The sequence below is a fragment of the Waltera sp. genome, from assembly GCF_046969025.1.
Lineage (GTDB): Bacteria > Bacillota > Clostridia > Lachnospirales > Lachnospiraceae > Acetatifactor > Acetatifactor acetigignens.
Genome location: NZ_JBKVQF010000026.1, coordinates 1 through 15939, shown reverse-complemented (window position 1 = coordinate 15939; position 15939 = coordinate 1). Strand labels below are relative to the sequence as shown.

Genomic DNA, 15939 nt, shown 5'->3' with positions numbered 1-15939 from the left:
TGACAAATTTAATATACTATGATTTTCTTTATAAAGCAATAGCGGTACACTTTTCCATCGTGTACCGCTACTTCCATTTCCTGCAATATTAAAACATCATCATTCCACCCAATTCCACTTCCAGTTTCAATCCGGTGTCTTCCCGGTATTGTTCCTCCTGCGTCAGCACATAAAAATCCTGCGCACCCAGATCTACCGCTTCTACCATCCCCGCATCACGCATTTCTTCAAACAACATATTCCGTTTCTCATATTCCCCTTTTTTCCGAACACTTACACAATACTGCCCTGCTTTTCGCATACGGCTCTTCGTCAGTCCCTGCTGTAGAATCTCCTGCAAAAGTGCCTCCGCTTCCGGTTCTCTGTTGATATATACCGTAACTGTATTTTCCTCAATCAGATTAAATTCTCCGGCTACTGTTGCAAATTGATAATTTCCGTCCTTGAACTTGTCCAATATTTTCTTTATATCCAGGCTTTCGCCCTTGATGCGATATAGTCTCCGAAAATATTCTGTGATATTATCCAGTGCAGTAATATCTCTGCCCTCCGCCAGCAGATTTTTCGTCGTGTCGATCTGCTGCCGCTGTCGGGATACCCTTTCCTTGTCTTCCCACTGGAAGATGCGGACAATGCTCTCTTCCTTTCCTCTTTTATCATTTCGATTACAACGTCCTGCTGCCTGAATAATGGAATCCACACCGGCTAGTTCCCGATATACCGAAGTAAAATCCAGATCCACCCCGGCTTCCACGAGACTGGTCGAAATGACGATACATTTTTTTCCTTTTTTGTCATCCAAACGTTCTCTAATCTCCGCAAGCACCCGTTTCCTATGCACCGGATACATAGTGGTAGACAAATGATAAACGCCCTCTCCCTGCAGTTGTTCGTAAAGCCGCTGCGCCCTTTTCCTCGTATTCACGATACACAGTGCATGCCACTCCTGCTGCAATTTTTCCGCCATTTCCTCTTCTGTGACAGTATCAATATTCTGATAGGTTACCCTTTCAAAAAATCGAAATTGTTCCTCTCTCCGTGGGCATAATTCCCGGGCAACATACTTTTCAGGCAGAAACTGCTGTAATGCCGGCTGTGTCGCCGTACACAGTACGATACTCGTGCCATATTGTTGCAACAGTTCCTCTATCATTGCCATGCACGGTTTCAAATAATTCGCAGGAAGCATCTGCGCTTCATCGAATATGATGACACTGTTTACTATATTATGTAATTTCCTGCATTTGGAGGACTTATTGGCATACAGGGATTCAAAAAACTGGACATTTGTGGTAACCACCACCGGTTTATCCCAGTTTTCCGCTGCCAACTGCATGGGTTTGAACTCCTCCGAGCTCTCATAGTCTACATTGCTGTGATTTTCCAACACATTTTCACTACCCAGGATTTCCCTGAACACCTGCGCATTCTGCTCGATAATACTGGTATAGGGAATCACATAAATCACACGGTCCATATGGTTCTCCACCGCATGCTGCAACGCAAAGGCCAGAGAAGCCACAGTTTTGCCACCACCGGTGGGTACCGTAAGCTGAAACAATCCTTTGGAGGACTTTCCCATTTCCAGACAGTTCCGGAGAATTTCAGATCGTCTTCCATCAATCGTAGTATCATTCCGATTTATAAGCCATTTTGCTGTGTAATTTTGCAATTTCTCCAAAAGAACATCCATGCTCTCTCCGGAATCCCTTTGAACCGTTCCGTTGTTCATAAACTGTTCTGTATCCAGAAAATCGGCATCCACCAGGCAGGAATACAGCATGCGGATAAATACACTCAGCGCAAAGTTTGGATCCTTTTCCGGATTCATGGCAATGGGTGGTGTGGTAATTTGAGGGATTTCTATTTCCTTTTCATACGCACTGTAATCGCACAACCTTTTCTTAAGTCTCCCCAGTAAAGAGGACGGTAATCCCTCTCGTCCCAGATCCGGCAACCCTGCATGATGCCCTGCTATGCAGTAAGTCAGAAGCCAATAGCAGCCATCTAAATTTTCGCAGACCTTCGCCCCGGCAGTGGAATGATCCACCCGGATATCCAGATTTTCTTTGATCTTCTTTTGAAATTCCGCGGAATATTTTCCAATGTCATGTAACATTCCACAACAATATCCCCAGTCCGCTTTCCTGAATTTTGCAGCAAATTTTTCTGCAAGCTCTGCGGTTCCCTGTAAATGTTCTTTTACTGATTGCTCTCTGTCCCCATCAATGTGTGCAAGGTATTCCATGTTCTTCCCCTCTTTCCTACAATCTATTCCTTCCGCTCCGGCAGCATCCCCTTGATCTTCACGCCACTCAGATCCACATCCAGCACGATCTTCACCATCCAGAAGAACAGTAACAGCACCAGCATCGGGATCACGCAGGAAGTAATGATCATCACGGCAACCGCCTCGATAAAGTGATTCAGGGAATTCTCCACCTTCTGTACCAGATCTTCGGTAGAAATCGTCACATTTTCCACAACATTTGCCACTGAATCTTTAGCGCCGGAAATGGCATCTTTTGCCCAGTCGAAAATGTTTGAGACAGATCCGGAGTTATTGTTTTCCTTCTCCTGCACGTTACCTGTAACAGTTCCAGGAACTTCTGTTGTTCCGATTCCGGTTGTTTCCGTCGCATTAGTGTCATCCACCACGCCACTGTTTTCCAGTATATTCTGTGTGTTCCTGGCATCCTCAATGGTAGCTTCGATCTGGGCCTGATAGGTGTCTCCGATGAGGTCGGATATCTTCACACTGGCAGGCACCACGAGGGAGATCGCCAAGCCAAACACCGCCAACTTTGCTGCCAGTTTTCGTACCGTGGCATTTGCAAAGATCAGATTGAATATCCACAAGCCACAGGCAATCGGAATCAGGTAGGTAAATGCCACATAGCCGGTAATCGTCACGAGATATTTTTCCAGATAGATAGCGCAGAGGACCACCAGCAGATATCCGCTGACATCTGCCATTTTCTCCGCGATGGGCGTTGCCGTGTCTCCCGGAAGCAATGTGATCAGCGCCGAAGTCACCGTGGATGCCGCCGTCAGCTCCATGACCGTCTGTTTTTTCTCATCCAGAGAGGCTATGGTTTTCTGGTGATTTTCCGGGGCGGAGGCGTATTTTCCGATAACGGTTATGGATAGAATAGCGACCAACAGCAAAATCACTGCCGTAATGCATTTTTGTTTGTTAAAGTTCATGTGATTACCTTCTTTCCTTCTCGATTTCGATATTATTTCCCACAAATACCCTGCCATTACATTTTTCAGGACGTAATATGAACTATACGCTACACTTTTCAGGACGTAATCCAATGTTATCTTACACTTTTCAGGACATAACTTCTATTTTAGGATGACGTTACTTCAAAAATCTCCGTAACATCTTCTCTTTCATCTCATCATACCTCTGGTACCGTATCGGCAGATCCGTCCATGTCTTTTTATCCACAATACTTCTATAATGGCTGAAAGTCTCGAATCCGGCGCGTCCATGGTAGCCGCCCATGCCGCTCTCGCCCACGCCGCCGAAGGGCATGGCGCTGGTGGCTAGGTGGATGATGGTGTCGTTGATGCAACCGCCGCCAAAATGGCAGTGATCCAAGATCCGTCTCTGGGCTTTTTTATCTTCACTGAAGAAATACAGTGCCAGCGGATGAGGATGTTCCTCCACACAGCGGATTGCCCAATCCACAAAGTCTCCCGTGGCTGCATGCGTCCCGGAAGCATCCCTGCAAAAATCATTTTGTGCAACACCTTTCTCTGCATCATGTGCATTATACGTCAGCACCGGCAGGATCGGTCCGAAGATTTCTTCTCCCATCACGGCATCTTCCCAGGTCACATCCGTCATCACTGTGGGAGCAATCCGCAAAGTCTTTTCGTCATACTGCCCGCCGCAGACGGTCTTTTCCGCATCCATCAGCCCCAGCAGTCTGTGAAAATGCTTTTCGTTGATGATTTTTCCATAATCCGGATTTTGCAGGGGATCCGCACCAAACTGTCTCGAGATCTCCGCCCGGATAGCTTCCACCAATCGGTCGCGGATCCTAACATCACACAACACATAATCTGGTGCCACACAGGTCTGCCCGCAGTTTAGATATTTTCCGAATACGATCCTCCTCGCCGCCAACGGAAGCTTCGCCGTAGCATCCACGATGCAGGGACTTTTCCCGCCCAGCTCCAGCGTCACCGGGGTCAAATATTCCGCAGCGCTTCTAAGCACCTCCCGTCCCACGGTCTTGCCTCCGGTGAAAAATATCATATCAAACCGCTGCTGCAATAATGCCTGATTCTCCGTTCTGCCGCCGGTGATCACAGCCACGTATTCTATCGGAAAACATTCTTCCAGAATATTTTTCAGCACAGCTGCCGTCGCCGGAGCATATGCACTGGGCTTCACCACCGCCGTATTTCCGGCAGCTATGGCATCGATCAGCGGATCCAGCGTCAGTAACACCGGGTAATTCCAGGGGCTCATGATCAGCACGGTGCCATAGGGTGACGGAGAGCGAAAGCTTATCGCTGCGAACTGTGACAGCGGTGTCGGCACTCTCTTTTCCTGCATCAGCCCCCGCAGATGTTTCTGCATCCAGGTCAGCTCCGAGAGCGTCAGTCCGATCTCGCACATATAGCTCTCCATCCGGCTTTTTCCCAGATCCTGTTGCAGTGCAGCATTCAGTTCCTCTTCATGGCGCTGCAGGGAGGCCTTTAATTTTCCCAGCTGTTCTGCCCGAAATTTCCGGGAAAGTGTGGCTCCCGTAGCAAAATATTCTCTTTGTCTGTTCAATATCGTCCGGATCTCCTGCTCTGTCATAGATGTCTCCTGCTTCTATTCTTTATACTGCCATAACTATTCACAAAACCACCTCTGAATAATTACATACTACCCAATTTTGAGTCTCGGTGCAACCGCTTCCCTGCTCATCCTATACACAAAAACGGCAGAGTTCTCACCCCACCGTCGTTTGTCTCTTCCTATCTTGATCTCATTTCTCCTATTTCCACGCAAAATTCACTATTCCGTACACATAAATGAACAACACCGCCGCCGGAACAAAATACTTGAACACCGGCTTCATCCAATGCTGCACTTTCAATCCTTTTCCCTCGTTGGCTTCCTCCAGGAATTTGTCCCAGCCCCAGCCGACCTTATAACAGCAAAATACTGCCAGCAGGATCGAACCTATGGGCATGATATTGTTGGACACCAGGAAATCCCAGAAGTCCAACCAGGTCGTTCCCGCCGCAAAGGGCTGAAAATGGATCACGCTGAAGCCCAACGCCGTTGTCAATGCCAACAGAAACGTTCCCACACCGCAGACGATACATCCTACCGGTCTCGACCATCCGGTCAGTTCCCGGACCATGGCCAGAATATTTTCACACACGCCTAGCACTGTGGACATGGCTGCGAACACCATGAACAGGAAAAATAAGGTTCCCCACCATCTGCCGCCTGCCATGTTGTTAAATACTGTCGCCATAGTATCGAACAGAAGGCTGGGACCCGCCGTCACTTCCACATCATAAGTAAAGCATGCCGGAAATATAATGATACCGGCAATCACTGCCACCAGTGTATCCAGGATAATAATATGGATAGACTCACCCATGAGAGAACGGTCCTTGCCGACATAGCTTCCGAAGATCGCCATACCGCCCATTCCCACGGACAATGTGAAAAATGCCTGATTCATGGCGCCCACCACCACAGAACCGGTGATTTTGGAAAAATGAGGGATCAGATAGAAGCTCAATCCCTCTCCTGCTCCCGGAAGTGTAAAGCTGTGCACCGCCAGCACCAACATCAGCACGATCAAGGCTGACATCATATATTTGGTAATACGTTCCAGCCCACCCTGCAGATGGAAGCTTAAAATGACAAAAGCGATCAGTAAGGTGAACAACAGATATGTCACATTCACCGAGGGCGTCGTGATCATTTTTTCAAATCCGAAATCCTGATTCTGCCCTGTCAGAAATTTTACAAAATAATAGAGGATCCATCCGGACACCACCGCATAGAAAGCGATCAGCGCAATGTTTCCGATGAGACAGACGATGCCCCACAGATTCCATTTGCCCCTGCCGCCGGATAATTTCCGATACATATAAAGTGGACTCGTCTGCGCCGCACGCCCCACGGAGAATTCCATGATCATGGTGGGCAGGCCCAGCACGATCAGGCAGATCACGTAGATCAGCATGAAGCTTCCGCCACCGTTCTGCCCGCACATCCACGGGAATTTCCACACATTTCCGCAGCCGATGGCGCACCCCGCCGACAGCATGATAAATCCCAAACGACTCCCCAGTCTTTCTCTGTTTTCCATACCCATGATCCTTCCCAAAACTACTTATTCTAAACATGGGATACGACATATATTTTTGCTGTTTTCCCATATTTTCGCCATCTTTTCACATTGACAGCCCTATTTTCTCATTATATAATTTTCTTAAATATTTGAAAAACAAATTATTTACATTGCATTGATCGAAGAATTGAATTTACAATATAGAAAGAGTATCTACCCTATGGATGTCAAAAATCTGGAAACCTTTGTTATGGTGAACGAACTGAAGAGCTTTACACTGGCGGCCGGACGTCTGGGTTATACCCAGTCCACCGTATCCTTTCAGATCAAACAATTGGAAAAGGAGCTGTCCATCCCTCTGTTTGAACGGATCGGGCATACCGTAACCCTGACCAACGAAGGGGAGAAGCTGTTACCCCTGGCCCAGCAGATTCTGCGGCTTGCTGCGGAAGCCACCCACATCAGCGGTAATACCGCCCCGGAGGGTCTGGTGCGGATCGCCATTGCAGAGTCCCTGGCCAGCTGGGAATTTCACAGCCGTTTTAAGGATTTTCATGAAAAATATCCGGGCATCCGCCTGAAGATCATTGCTACCAGTACTGACGAAATGTTCCAGATGCTGGGGCAGAATCAAGTGGACATTGTATACACGCTGGACCGCCGTATTTTTAATCACAATTATGTGACCGCTTTCGAAGCTCCAGTGGATATTCATTTTGTCACCGGTGCCGGTCACCCCTTAGCCGGACAGACTCAGATCACCCTGGAACAGATTTTGGAATATCCGCTGATCCTGACGGAGAAAAACATGAGTTACCGGGCTGCTCTGGATGATCTGCTCTCCCAAAACGGTAAGGAGACAATGCCCATCATGGAGGTGGGCGATACCCAGCTGATCCGCAATCTTCTGTGTCAGGGTCTCGGTATCTCCTATCTGCCGGAGTTCGTTGTAGCGGACGATCTGGCAAAAGGAAATCTCGTCAGCCTCCCCATGACGGAGATTCAGCCGGATATCTGGCGGCAGCTTTTATATCATAGGAACAAATGGATCTCACCGGAACTGAAATGTGTAATAAAATACCTGCAGGAGGAATAATCCCCTGCAGGTTTTCTATTATATATGGATGCCGGGGGCAAAAGCCCCACCTTTAATTCCTACGAATTGTTTCGTGCTGCGCACTCCCACACTTCTATCCAATATTCGCTTATCGAGGAATTTTCATCCCAGAAGCATTCCGATTCCATGTACCAAAAAGGCTGCCACCCATGCCACAAGACACTGCCAGAGTACCACGGCAATGGCCCATTTTCCACCCAGTTCTCTGCGGACAGAAGCGATGGCTGCCACGCAGGGCGTATACAGCAGACTGAATACCAGTAATGTAGCGGCTGCCAGCGGGGTAAGTACCGTGGCAATGCTGTCGCCGAACAATACTTCCAGGGTTGCTACCACACTTTCTTTTGCCATAAATCCGCTGATCAGAGACGTACAGATCCGCCAGTCTCCCAATCCCAGCGGCCGGAACACCGGAACCAACAGACCTGATAGCATTGCCAGCATACTGTTGGCTGAATTCTCTACCAGATTCAGTTTCAGATCAAAACTCTGTAAAAACCATACTACAATCGTTGCAATGAAGATCACAGTAAATGCCTTCTGTAAAAAATCTTTCGCCTTTTCCCACAACAACTGTCCTACATTTTTCGCTCCGGGCAGACGATAATTAGGCAGTTCCATTACAAAAGGCACCGGTTCTCCCTGGAACAACGTGCCCCGATATAAAAATGCTACCAGAATTCCCATAAGGATACCAAACAGATACAATGCCGACATGATCAGTCCACCCTTTCCCGGGAAAAATACGCTCACGAAGAACGAATAAATCGGTAATTTTGCAGAACAGCTCATAAACGGAGTGAGCAAAATCGTCATTTTACGATCTCTCTCACTGGTCAGCGTCCGCGTCGCCATGACTGCCGGAACCGTACAGCCGAAACCAATCAGCATGGGTACGATGCTTCGTCCGGACAGACCGATCTTTCGAAGCAACTTATCCATCACGAATGCCACACGGGCGATATAACCGCTGTCTTCCATAAGTGAAAGGAAGAAAAACAAGGTCACCACAATAGGCAGGAAACTCAATACGCTGCCCACCCCGGTAAAAATACCGTCGATCACAAGACTTTGTACTGCACTGTTGACATGGGCCGCTGTCATGGCTGCATCCGCAAGTTCTGTCAGTCTGCCGATTCCCAGTTCCAAAAGCCCTTGCAGCCAGGCTCCGATCACATTAAATGTCAAATAAAACACCAATATCATGATCACAATAAAACAAGGGATTGCCGTATATTTTCCGGTAAGGATCCGATCGATCTTCTCACTGCGGATCCGTTCTTTGCTTTCCTTCGGCTTTACTACCGTCTGTTCACATAATCTCTCGATAAAATCAAACCGCATGTCCGCGATAGCCGCACTCCGGTCCACACCACGCTCTGTCTCCATCTGGCAGACAATATGCTCCAGCATTTCTTTTTCATTTTCATCCAGCTGCAGCTTCTCCAGAATCAGATGATCTCCTTCAATGGCTTTGTTGGCTGCGAAACGCAGGGGCAGCTTTGCAGTCTCCGCATGATCCTCGATCAGATGCCCCACCGCATGGATGCAGCGGTGTACGGAACCATCATGATCGTTTTTATCGCAGAAATCCTGCCGCAGCGGCCGTTCCTGATATTTTGCGACATGGACTGCATGGCGGATCAGTTCGTCCACACCTTCGTTTTTCGCAGCAGAAATGGGGATTACGGGTACTCCCAGGAATGCCTCCATGGCATTCACATCGATGGAACCGTGATTGCCGGTGACTTCATCCATCATGTTCAGGGCTACGACCATGGGAATGTTCATTTCCAACAACTGCATGGTCAGATACAGATTACGCTCGATATTCGTCGCATCCACGATATTAATGATAGCTCTGGGTTTCTCATACAGGATAAAATTACGGGATACGATCTCTTCACTGCTGTAAGGGGACATGGAATAAATACCGGGCAGGTCTGTCACCAAAGTATCCGGATACCCTTTGATGGAACCGTCCTTACGGTCTACGGTAACTCCGGGGAAATTTCCCACATGCTGATTCGAACCGGTGAGCTGATTGAACAGTGTAGTCTTGCCGCAGTTCTGATTTCCCGCCAGGGCGAACGTTAATGTCGTTCCCTCCGGCAAAGGATTCTCATCTTTTTTCGAATGGTATTTTCCATCCTCACCTAATCCCGGGTGCTCCGCATCCGTCACCCGGTCCAGCCCTTTATGTTCTCTTGTTCTCTTCGATATAGGTGCGATCTCGATCTGATCCGCTTCCGCCAAACGCAACGTTAGTTCATAGCCGTGCACCTGCAATTCCATGGGGTCACCCATCGGAGCCAGCTTTACCACCGTCACCTCCGCTCCCGGGATCATACCCATATCCAGGAAATGCTGTCTGAGTTCTCCGGAACCACCGACGGTTTCGATCACGGCGCTTTTACCGATTTCCAATTCTTTCAGTGTCATAACACTTCTGTATCCTTTCGTATCTCAACATTTTAATGTTCTGTGTTGTAACAGAAGTATTATAGCGCATTTGGTATTGAAAATCAGTATCAATTTGTTTTTTTTATTTCCATATTTTTTTAAAAAATGGAACAAAAATGTAGAAAAAATTGATGAAAGCAGTTACAATTAAAATAGTATCAATAGAAAAGGGAGGGAACTTATGAATATGAAAGAAAATAATAAATATCGTTATACGAATACTTCGGAACGCAATATCAGAATGAACCGGTTCTATATTATCGCTTCTTCGCTTTTGGCGATTGTTTTCCTGTTTTATCTGTGGTTAAAACTGATAAATCACAACATTTCGCCCATTGTTACATACGCAAATACCATTCTGATCGCCGTTTTCTGTGTGGTAAATGTCGTGACACACCTTCGAAATAAGGCGACACGACTATTAAAAGTCTTCGCTACCATCGAGATCGGCATTGAGTATCTGTTGGTTGGTTTACAGACAGATGCAAGTTTCATTCACTATGCGCTGATCGCCATTTTCATATTACAGATTCCTTATTATGAGAAAAAATCTCTGAAGAAAACCGCTTTGGGATTATTCGTGCTCTACCTGATCGTCATGATCGTTCAGGCCGCGAAGGGAATCTACGGTCAGGATGTGAATGCCGTCTGCTCTACCCTGCTGGTATTCCTGATCGGAATTATTATTCTGGAGACCGGTAAGATCACAATACTTTTTAATAATGACGCCATCGGTTCTTCCCGGGAAGAACATAACCATGTAAAAGAAGTACTGGATAATATTCTGGACGTATCCCAGACCGTACATCAGGAGACCACCAAAACCACAGATCTTATGAACCAGCTGGTACAGACGACGGAATCCGTTGCCAACAGCATGCAGGAGATCTCCGATGCCACCAATATGACTGCCACCAGCATCGAAGAGCAGAGTCAGATGACCGGTACGATTCAGAATGCTATCGAGCAGACCAGTCATATCTCCGAGCAGATGGTGCAGATCGCCCAAGATTCTAACGAAAGCATCCGTAAGAACATGGCTGCTATGGAATCCTTAAAACAGCAGTCCGCCATGATCAAGGATACCAACCATTCCGTCACCGACGCCATGGCAAAATTACAGGAAAAGACAAAAGAGGTGGAAACTATCGCCGGAAGCATCATGGCAATCTCCGGTCAAACAAATCTTTTAGCTCTGAACGCTTCCATCGAAAGTGCCCGTGCCGGTGAAGCCGGACGCGGTTTCGCTGTTGTAGCACAGCAGATCCGTCAGCTGGCAGAGCAGACCAAGAGTTTTACCGAAGAGATCACCAAGATTACCAACGATCTGAATACCAATGCCAACATGGTAGTCAACACTATCAACGGTTCCATCGAAGCTACCGAACAGCAGGGCGAAAAGATACTGGCCGCTTCCGAGACTTTCGAACAGCTGAACAAAAATATGGAAGCACTGGCTTCCCAGGTAGAAGAAGTAAATCACCACATTCTGGGATTGTCAGAATCCAATAATAAAATTATGGAAAACATCTCCCATCTGTCCGCTGTAACCGAAGAAGTTACCGCCAATGCCGAGCAGGTACACACCATGAGCCAGAACAACCTGGATTACGCAGAACAAGTAAAAACGGCGGTAGAACATATCCGCTCTACCACCGATGAGATGGAGACGCAGGAGGGTTAGACCTCCTGCGTTTTTGTTTTGCTATTTCAATTTCATTCACAGTATGCTCACTGGTAATCATGAGATAATTACTGCCTATCGTATATTCCCGCTCTATGTATTTCTCCGTTATCGGAAACATATCCTGTATCCCTTGACGTAACTCTAGGCTATATTTGCAATGTGGAAAACCGGAAGCTTAGGCTTTCGGCTTTTTCTGTATGGATGCCGTGGTACTCCGAACTGCTTTCTCCACCTCTTACCAATATCTGTTTCTAATGTCTTCCAGTTCCACAAGTGCGTCATATAAACGTTCTTGCAGTTCTTTTTTGGAAAGGCTATTCACATACTCACTAAGTTCTTTATAATGCAACCGTTCTCTTTCTTTTTCCTCTTGCTCCCATTCCTCTACCTGTCTTAAAAAATCCTTTGCAGCTTTGGGCTCTGCTGTAAACAGCAACGCAATCATATGCTTGCAGATGATGCGCCTGCCTTCCGCAAACGGACAATTACAGGATGATTTTCTGGGATGCATTTTATCTATATGCACTGAATATTTATTTCCTTCGCTTCCGGATACTACTCCGTCATATGTTTCCTCACCGGATTTCTTCCATGAGCACACCATTTTTCTTTCATAATAATCCATGCCGCACCAGACGGAATTACCACTGGCCATTTCTATTAATCCCATTCTTATGTACCTCTCTATTTTCCAAACAAGGATCTGTTGAAATCAGCTTGTGCTAATCACAATTTTTCATCTGCAAATACTTCTCTATCAATTGAGGTTGTATCAACGGATATGTCCACGCCTCCGGCAGTTCCTTCAAAAGCACTATCTTCTCTATCTCGCTATGCAGTTCTGTCGCAAATTCTGTTATCTCCGCATAGCAAAGTAGCCCAAAGGATTCTTCTCCCGTATCATTTACTCTGGTCTTTCCGGTTACAGAATATACACACAGGGGCTTCATATCGAACCTGACAGCACCGGTTTCTTTCTGCAACTCTCTTTTCGCCGTTTCAAGAATGCTTTCACCGGCTTCTCTATGTCCACCCGGAACTTCATAGGTGTCTCTTTCTTTATGCTTGCAAAATACCCATTTTCCATTGCTCTGTGAGACAATCACCGCAAACTTCAACAGGGAATCATCCACTGAGTCATAAAATTTTACTTCCAGCATTTTCTTTCCATGTCCTCTCAATTAAATCTGCTTCGAAACAAAATGCACCGTTTCTTTTCTCTGCTCAAGTATGTAAGGTATCAGTTCCAATGGATATACCTTCGCACCCTTCCTTAATTCCTCCAGTGAAACCCAGCAGAAGTCCAGATCGACTCTCTCATGATCCAGTTCATCATATCCATGAAACACCCCATTCATGGGAATACCATCGTCCAGTAAATGAACATTATAATACAAACAGATCTGATGACAGGGTTTCTTCCCCCACGGAAAATAAATTTCACCTATAGCCAACAGATTGTCTACCTCTATCTTCGCATGAAGTTCTTCTTCAAACTCCCGTTTCAACGTTTCCATGCTGGTCTCCATAGCGGCGACATGCCCGCCGATGATAGCGTAGGCGTCATTTTTCGGACGCTGCAACAGGATTTTTCCCTTATGGATCAATATACCACCGACCCTGTAGGAAAATACAAAATCATCGTTTTTAAATAGAATGTCCATGGAATCTCTCCTTACATCAGATATATTCATCATGTCTTATCTAAATTTTAAAATCAAAAATGTTATTCCCACCGAAATCATCATGATTCCAAATAAAATGGCCAAAGCAATCCCCTTTGCGTTTTTCTCCATAAATCGGATAGGTGTCCCATACTTTTCGTCGATATTTGCATCTCTTCGCTCGTTCCTGATATTCTGCTCCCACTCCAGATCCTTCAGTTTCATATATTCGTCATAATGGCGTTTTTCCAGACGATCTTCCTCTTCCCGTAGCAATAATTCCAGGTTTTCTTTATAAGAAGCCCCACAATTACTGCACCCCTTTTCATCCGTGCTTTTTCCCCTTATCTTGTTAGCGCAGTATTCGCAGGTAAATTCATAATCACTTGCGGGTTTATAAACCGGAGACTCTCCGATTTCAAAGTTGTAATATTTGTGGCGTATCAACTTATATTTTTGAATTGCCTGCATCGTATTGCTTATATATTCCATTTCCTGTGCTATGGCTTTCTCCTGGGATTTCATATACTCTAAATACTTTTGTTGCATGGCCCGTTTCTTTCGCTGATACTCTTTGTTATTTCCGAAATTGCCTCCACAGGTGGGACACTTTTCGTCTCTGGAAGATATCATGGATCCGCAAAATTCACAGGAAAAATCAAAATCCTCCTGAAAATGATCCTTTTTGTATGAAATATACTTAACCGGTTTCAGATCTTTCCGGGCTCGGGTCGGAAAGAAGAACAGATATATAAGTAATAGAAAGCCAAAAGTGATTGCTATATTAAAAAATACTGTAGAAAACAAACTGAAGAATTCCATGATAATGCTTCATTCCTCTTTCGTATCAGTCATAATATTTTAAATATAATGTAGTTCTAAACATCATACTGCCATATCAAAAATTATCAACTTTATAGTTTTATCTCCAATTCAAGGCAATTCCATTCTTCCCCCATTACAGTATACTTTTCTATTTCATTTTGCGGCACATCTTCAAAGCCTATTGCCTTATAGCAATAATAAGCTGGAGCATTATTTTCAAAAACTCCCAGTGAAACCTTGTCTGCACCAAATATTTCTTTGGCATATTTTAAGCCTAATTTCAACATATTTTTTCCATATCCCCGTCCGCATTTTTCCGGATCAACAATTACAAAGCCAAACCGTAATTCCTCAAAGGATTCCCTCGGTCTTCTCATAGTAAAGAAACCTACTATCTTATTATCATCAATAGCAGTAAATGCCATAAGATTACTTACCGTATTGAACTGCTCCACAGAAATTGGATATTCCCCTAAAACTCCTGCTGTCCATTTATAAAAAGATGTCTCATCCTTTATCCATGACATAATTATTTTCGCATCATTTTTATTATAGGGTCTTAATCTTAACATACTTACCGCACTCTCTCATTCGTTTAAAATTTTATTTATCATATCCTGCTTGCCATTTGTGTACACAGCCCTATCGCCTGCATACTTACTTTCCAGTTCTTCCTTTAACTTCTGATACTGCAAAGCCACGTCACCATTAGCATTAAGATAATCCCTGAAACGAATATAATTTTTCCACTCGGTTCCGTTCCATTTCACAACGTGAATATGGTGTGTCCTGATATCCTTTTCCATATCACCCATACTCTATGGTTTTCTTTGCAATCTGTTGTACTTCCTTATACTCCAATGTGATTTCCCTCTTCTGCACTTATTATTTACCAAAATTCACTAAGTAAATAGCAATAATCAAGATTATAAACTTAACACGCTTATAAGTTTATAACATAAAACCTAGAGGATATTGAAACAATATCCTCTAGGTCTAATATTAATCCTTATTCAAACTCTGCTCCCATTTCATATATCCACCATATTTTTCTACCATTTTTTATTTCTTTTTGCATGAAATTTATATCTTTTATCATCTTGTCTATATGGTTTCAAAACTTTTTAGAACCAGATTAGAACCACAATCATTCAGTAGAACCAGAGTTGATATCCGTTCAAGAATCTAATCTTCCAACATATCCAACAGCATCTGATAATGCCTCTGTCCAATATGTCGACCTGCTCTCTGCAAACCCGAAACACATTCCTTCACCTCATCCGAGGTAAGTTCATGTTCCTCATATACTGCCTGTGGTATAAGCACATTTTCAAATAGCTTTTTCAGCAAATCAAGTCTTTCTATTTTAAGCAATGATATTAATGGTGTTGTATCCGATACAACTATCATACCATTGCCCCCTTTTTCAGTTGGCGGTATGTTTCCAGTTCTGTATCCAGATCATCCATGGTCATATCAAAATAAGAATACCCCAGCTTATCGTAGATGTCGATAAGTTCTGATTTCCTTATCCCCAGAATTTCTGCTGCTCTTCCGTGGGAAATGGTCTGATTTGCTATATAAGGATATAATAAAAGTGCGTTTCTGGTGAGTTCTGTTTCTGTATTTGTATCAGCCAGGTACTTCTTCATTCCTGCCGGTACTCTAATGGTTATAGATTCCGTTGTTACCACGCAATCACATCCTTCCTGTCCCTATCTGTCAAAATCAATTTCAATTTTGTTACTTACACCTATATTATACTCATAAATCCCCTATTCATCAATCATTTTTCTGTTCTGGTTCGGGTAAATTTACTGTAGGAAATTAATAGACAGAGCATCCTTGAGATATGTT

The 15939-nt window shown here is 44.9% G+C and carries 15 protein-coding genes; 2 read left to right on the top strand and 13 right to left on the bottom strand.

The features are described from left to right. Positions 1 to 88: 88 nt before the first annotated feature. From cas3 to ACLTOH_RS12980, 4 genes are all read right to left on the bottom strand, one after another. Positions 89 to 2248, bottom strand: coding sequence for a CRISPR-associated helicase Cas3' (cas3, locus tag ACLTOH_RS12995; RefSeq protein ID WP_337545214.1), 2160 nt, complete (start codon positions 2246 to 2248; stop codon positions 89 to 91). Between the two features lie 23 nt (positions 2249 to 2271). Then, positions 2272 to 3207, bottom strand: coding sequence for a hypothetical protein (locus tag ACLTOH_RS12990; protein ID WP_337417903.1), 936 nt, complete (start codon positions 3205 to 3207; stop codon positions 2272 to 2274). A 160-nt stretch (positions 3208 to 3367) separates the two neighbouring features. Further along, positions 3368 to 4825 carry an aldehyde dehydrogenase gene (locus tag ACLTOH_RS12985; protein ID WP_118538675.1) on the bottom strand — a complete coding sequence of 486 codons (1458 nt, stop codon included), beginning with the start codon at positions 4823 to 4825 and terminating at the stop codon, positions 3368 to 3370. A gap of 181 nt (positions 4826 to 5006) precedes the next feature. Further along, positions 5007 to 6344, bottom strand: coding sequence for a sodium-dependent transporter (locus ACLTOH_RS12980; protein ID WP_337415084.1), 1338 nt, complete (start codon positions 6342 to 6344; stop codon positions 5007 to 5009). A 202-nt stretch (positions 6345 to 6546) separates the two neighbouring features. On the opposite strand from ACLTOH_RS12980, the gene ACLTOH_RS12975 reads away from it, so the two are divergent. Further along, on the top strand, positions 6547 to 7422 hold the full coding sequence (locus tag ACLTOH_RS12975; protein WP_118538677.1) for a LysR family transcriptional regulator: 876 nt from the start codon (positions 6547 to 6549) through the stop codon (positions 7420 to 7422). A 123-nt stretch (positions 7423 to 7545) separates the two neighbouring features. Here the strand turns inward: ACLTOH_RS12975 and feoB are convergent, their stop codons facing one another. Further along, a complete protein-coding gene (feoB, locus tag ACLTOH_RS12970; RefSeq protein ID WP_227064595.1) occupies positions 7546 to 9885 on the bottom strand; it encodes a ferrous iron transport protein B in 2340 nt (779 codons plus the stop codon). A 202-nt stretch (positions 9886 to 10087) separates the two neighbouring features. Here feoB and ACLTOH_RS12965 point away from each other — a divergent pair, with 202 nt between their 5' ends. Continuing rightward, entirely contained in the window at positions 10088 to 11590 is a 1503-nt protein-coding gene (locus ACLTOH_RS12965) for a methyl-accepting chemotaxis protein (protein WP_337417899.1), read from the top strand. Positions 11591 to 11828: 238 nt separating this feature from the next. Here ACLTOH_RS12965 and ACLTOH_RS12960 read toward each other — a convergent pair whose 3' ends face one another. The 8 genes from ACLTOH_RS12960 to ACLTOH_RS12925 form a co-directional block, all read right to left on the bottom strand. Beyond that, complete coding sequence (locus ACLTOH_RS12960; RefSeq protein ID WP_412224226.1) at positions 11829 to 12218, bottom strand: SWIM zinc finger family protein; 390 nt, start codon at positions 12216 to 12218, stop codon at positions 11829 to 11831. Positions 12219 to 12315: 97 nt separating this feature from the next. Continuing rightward, on the bottom strand, positions 12316 to 12753 hold the full coding sequence (locus ACLTOH_RS12955) for an NUDIX hydrolase (RefSeq protein WP_302768463.1): 438 nt from the start codon (positions 12751 to 12753) through the stop codon (positions 12316 to 12318). 21 nt (positions 12754 to 12774) lie between these two features. After that, complete coding sequence (locus ACLTOH_RS12950; protein WP_302768461.1) at positions 12775 to 13257, bottom strand: NUDIX hydrolase; 483 nt, start codon at positions 13255 to 13257, stop codon at positions 12775 to 12777. A 36-nt stretch (positions 13258 to 13293) separates the two neighbouring features. Beyond that, positions 13294 to 13806, bottom strand: a complete 513-nt coding sequence (locus ACLTOH_RS12945; protein ID WP_302768459.1) for a hypothetical protein — start codon at positions 13804 to 13806, stop codon at positions 13294 to 13296. A 365-nt stretch (positions 13807 to 14171) separates the two neighbouring features. Continuing rightward, complete coding sequence (locus ACLTOH_RS12940; protein ID WP_302768457.1) at positions 14172 to 14654, bottom strand: GNAT family N-acetyltransferase; 483 nt, start codon at positions 14652 to 14654, stop codon at positions 14172 to 14174. A gap of 15 nt (positions 14655 to 14669) precedes the next feature. Next, positions 14670 to 14888, bottom strand: a complete 219-nt coding sequence (locus ACLTOH_RS12935) for a GrpB family protein (protein WP_337415087.1) — start codon at positions 14886 to 14888, stop codon at positions 14670 to 14672. Positions 14889 to 15267: 379 nt separating this feature from the next. Further along, complete coding sequence (locus ACLTOH_RS12930; RefSeq protein ID WP_117467112.1) at positions 15268 to 15492, bottom strand: hypothetical protein; 225 nt, start codon at positions 15490 to 15492, stop codon at positions 15268 to 15270. Beyond that, a complete protein-coding gene (locus tag ACLTOH_RS12925; RefSeq protein WP_117467114.1) occupies positions 15489 to 15776 on the bottom strand; it encodes a hypothetical protein in 288 nt (95 codons plus the stop codon). Before ACLTOH_RS12925 ends, ACLTOH_RS12930 begins: the two co-directional genes overlap by 4 nt. Positions 15777 to 15939: the final 163 nt, after the last annotated feature.

Coding starts and splice junctions, on each gene's coding strand:
- cas3 (WP_337545214.1), bottom strand. CDS start 2,248: ATGGAATACCTTGCACACATTGATGGGGACAGAGAGCAATCAGTAAAA.
- ACLTOH_RS12990 (WP_337417903.1), bottom strand. CDS start 3,207: ATGAACTTTAACAAACAAAAATGCATTACGGCAGTGATTTTGCTGTTG.
- ACLTOH_RS12985 (WP_118538675.1), bottom strand. CDS start 4,825: ATGACAGAGCAGGAGATCCGGACGATATTGAACAGACAAAGAGAATAT.
- ACLTOH_RS12980 (WP_337415084.1), bottom strand. CDS start 6,344: ATGGAAAACAGAGAAAGACTGGGGAGTCGTTTGGGATTTATCATGCTG.
- ACLTOH_RS12975 (WP_118538677.1), top strand. CDS start 6,547: ATGGATGTCAAAAATCTGGAAACCTTTGTTATGGTGAACGAACTGAAG.
- feoB (WP_227064595.1), bottom strand. CDS start 9,885: ATGACACTGAAAGAATTGGAAATCGGTAAAAGCGCCGTGATCGAAACC.
- ACLTOH_RS12965 (WP_337417899.1), top strand. CDS start 10,088: ATGAATATGAAAGAAAATAATAAATATCGTTATACGAATACTTCGGAA.
- ACLTOH_RS12960 (WP_412224226.1), bottom strand. CDS start 12,218: ATGGATTATTATGAAAGAAAAATGGTGTGCTCATGGAAGAAATCCGGT.
- ACLTOH_RS12955 (WP_302768463.1), bottom strand. CDS start 12,753: ATGCTGGAAGTAAAATTTTATGACTCAGTGGATGATTCCCTGTTGAAG.
- ACLTOH_RS12950 (WP_302768461.1), bottom strand. CDS start 13,257: ATGGACATTCTATTTAAAAACGATGATTTTGTATTTTCCTACAGGGTC.
- ACLTOH_RS12945 (WP_302768459.1), bottom strand. CDS start 13,806: ATGCAACAAAAGTATTTAGAGTATATGAAATCCCAGGAGAAAGCCATA.
- ACLTOH_RS12940 (WP_302768457.1), bottom strand. CDS start 14,654: ATGTTAAGATTAAGACCCTATAATAAAAATGATGCGAAAATAATTATG.
- ACLTOH_RS12935 (WP_337415087.1), bottom strand. CDS start 14,888: ATGGAAAAGGATATCAGGACACACCATATTCACGTTGTGAAATGGAAC.
- ACLTOH_RS12930 (WP_117467112.1), bottom strand. CDS start 15,492: ATGATAGTTGTATCGGATACAACACCATTAATATCATTGCTTAAAATA.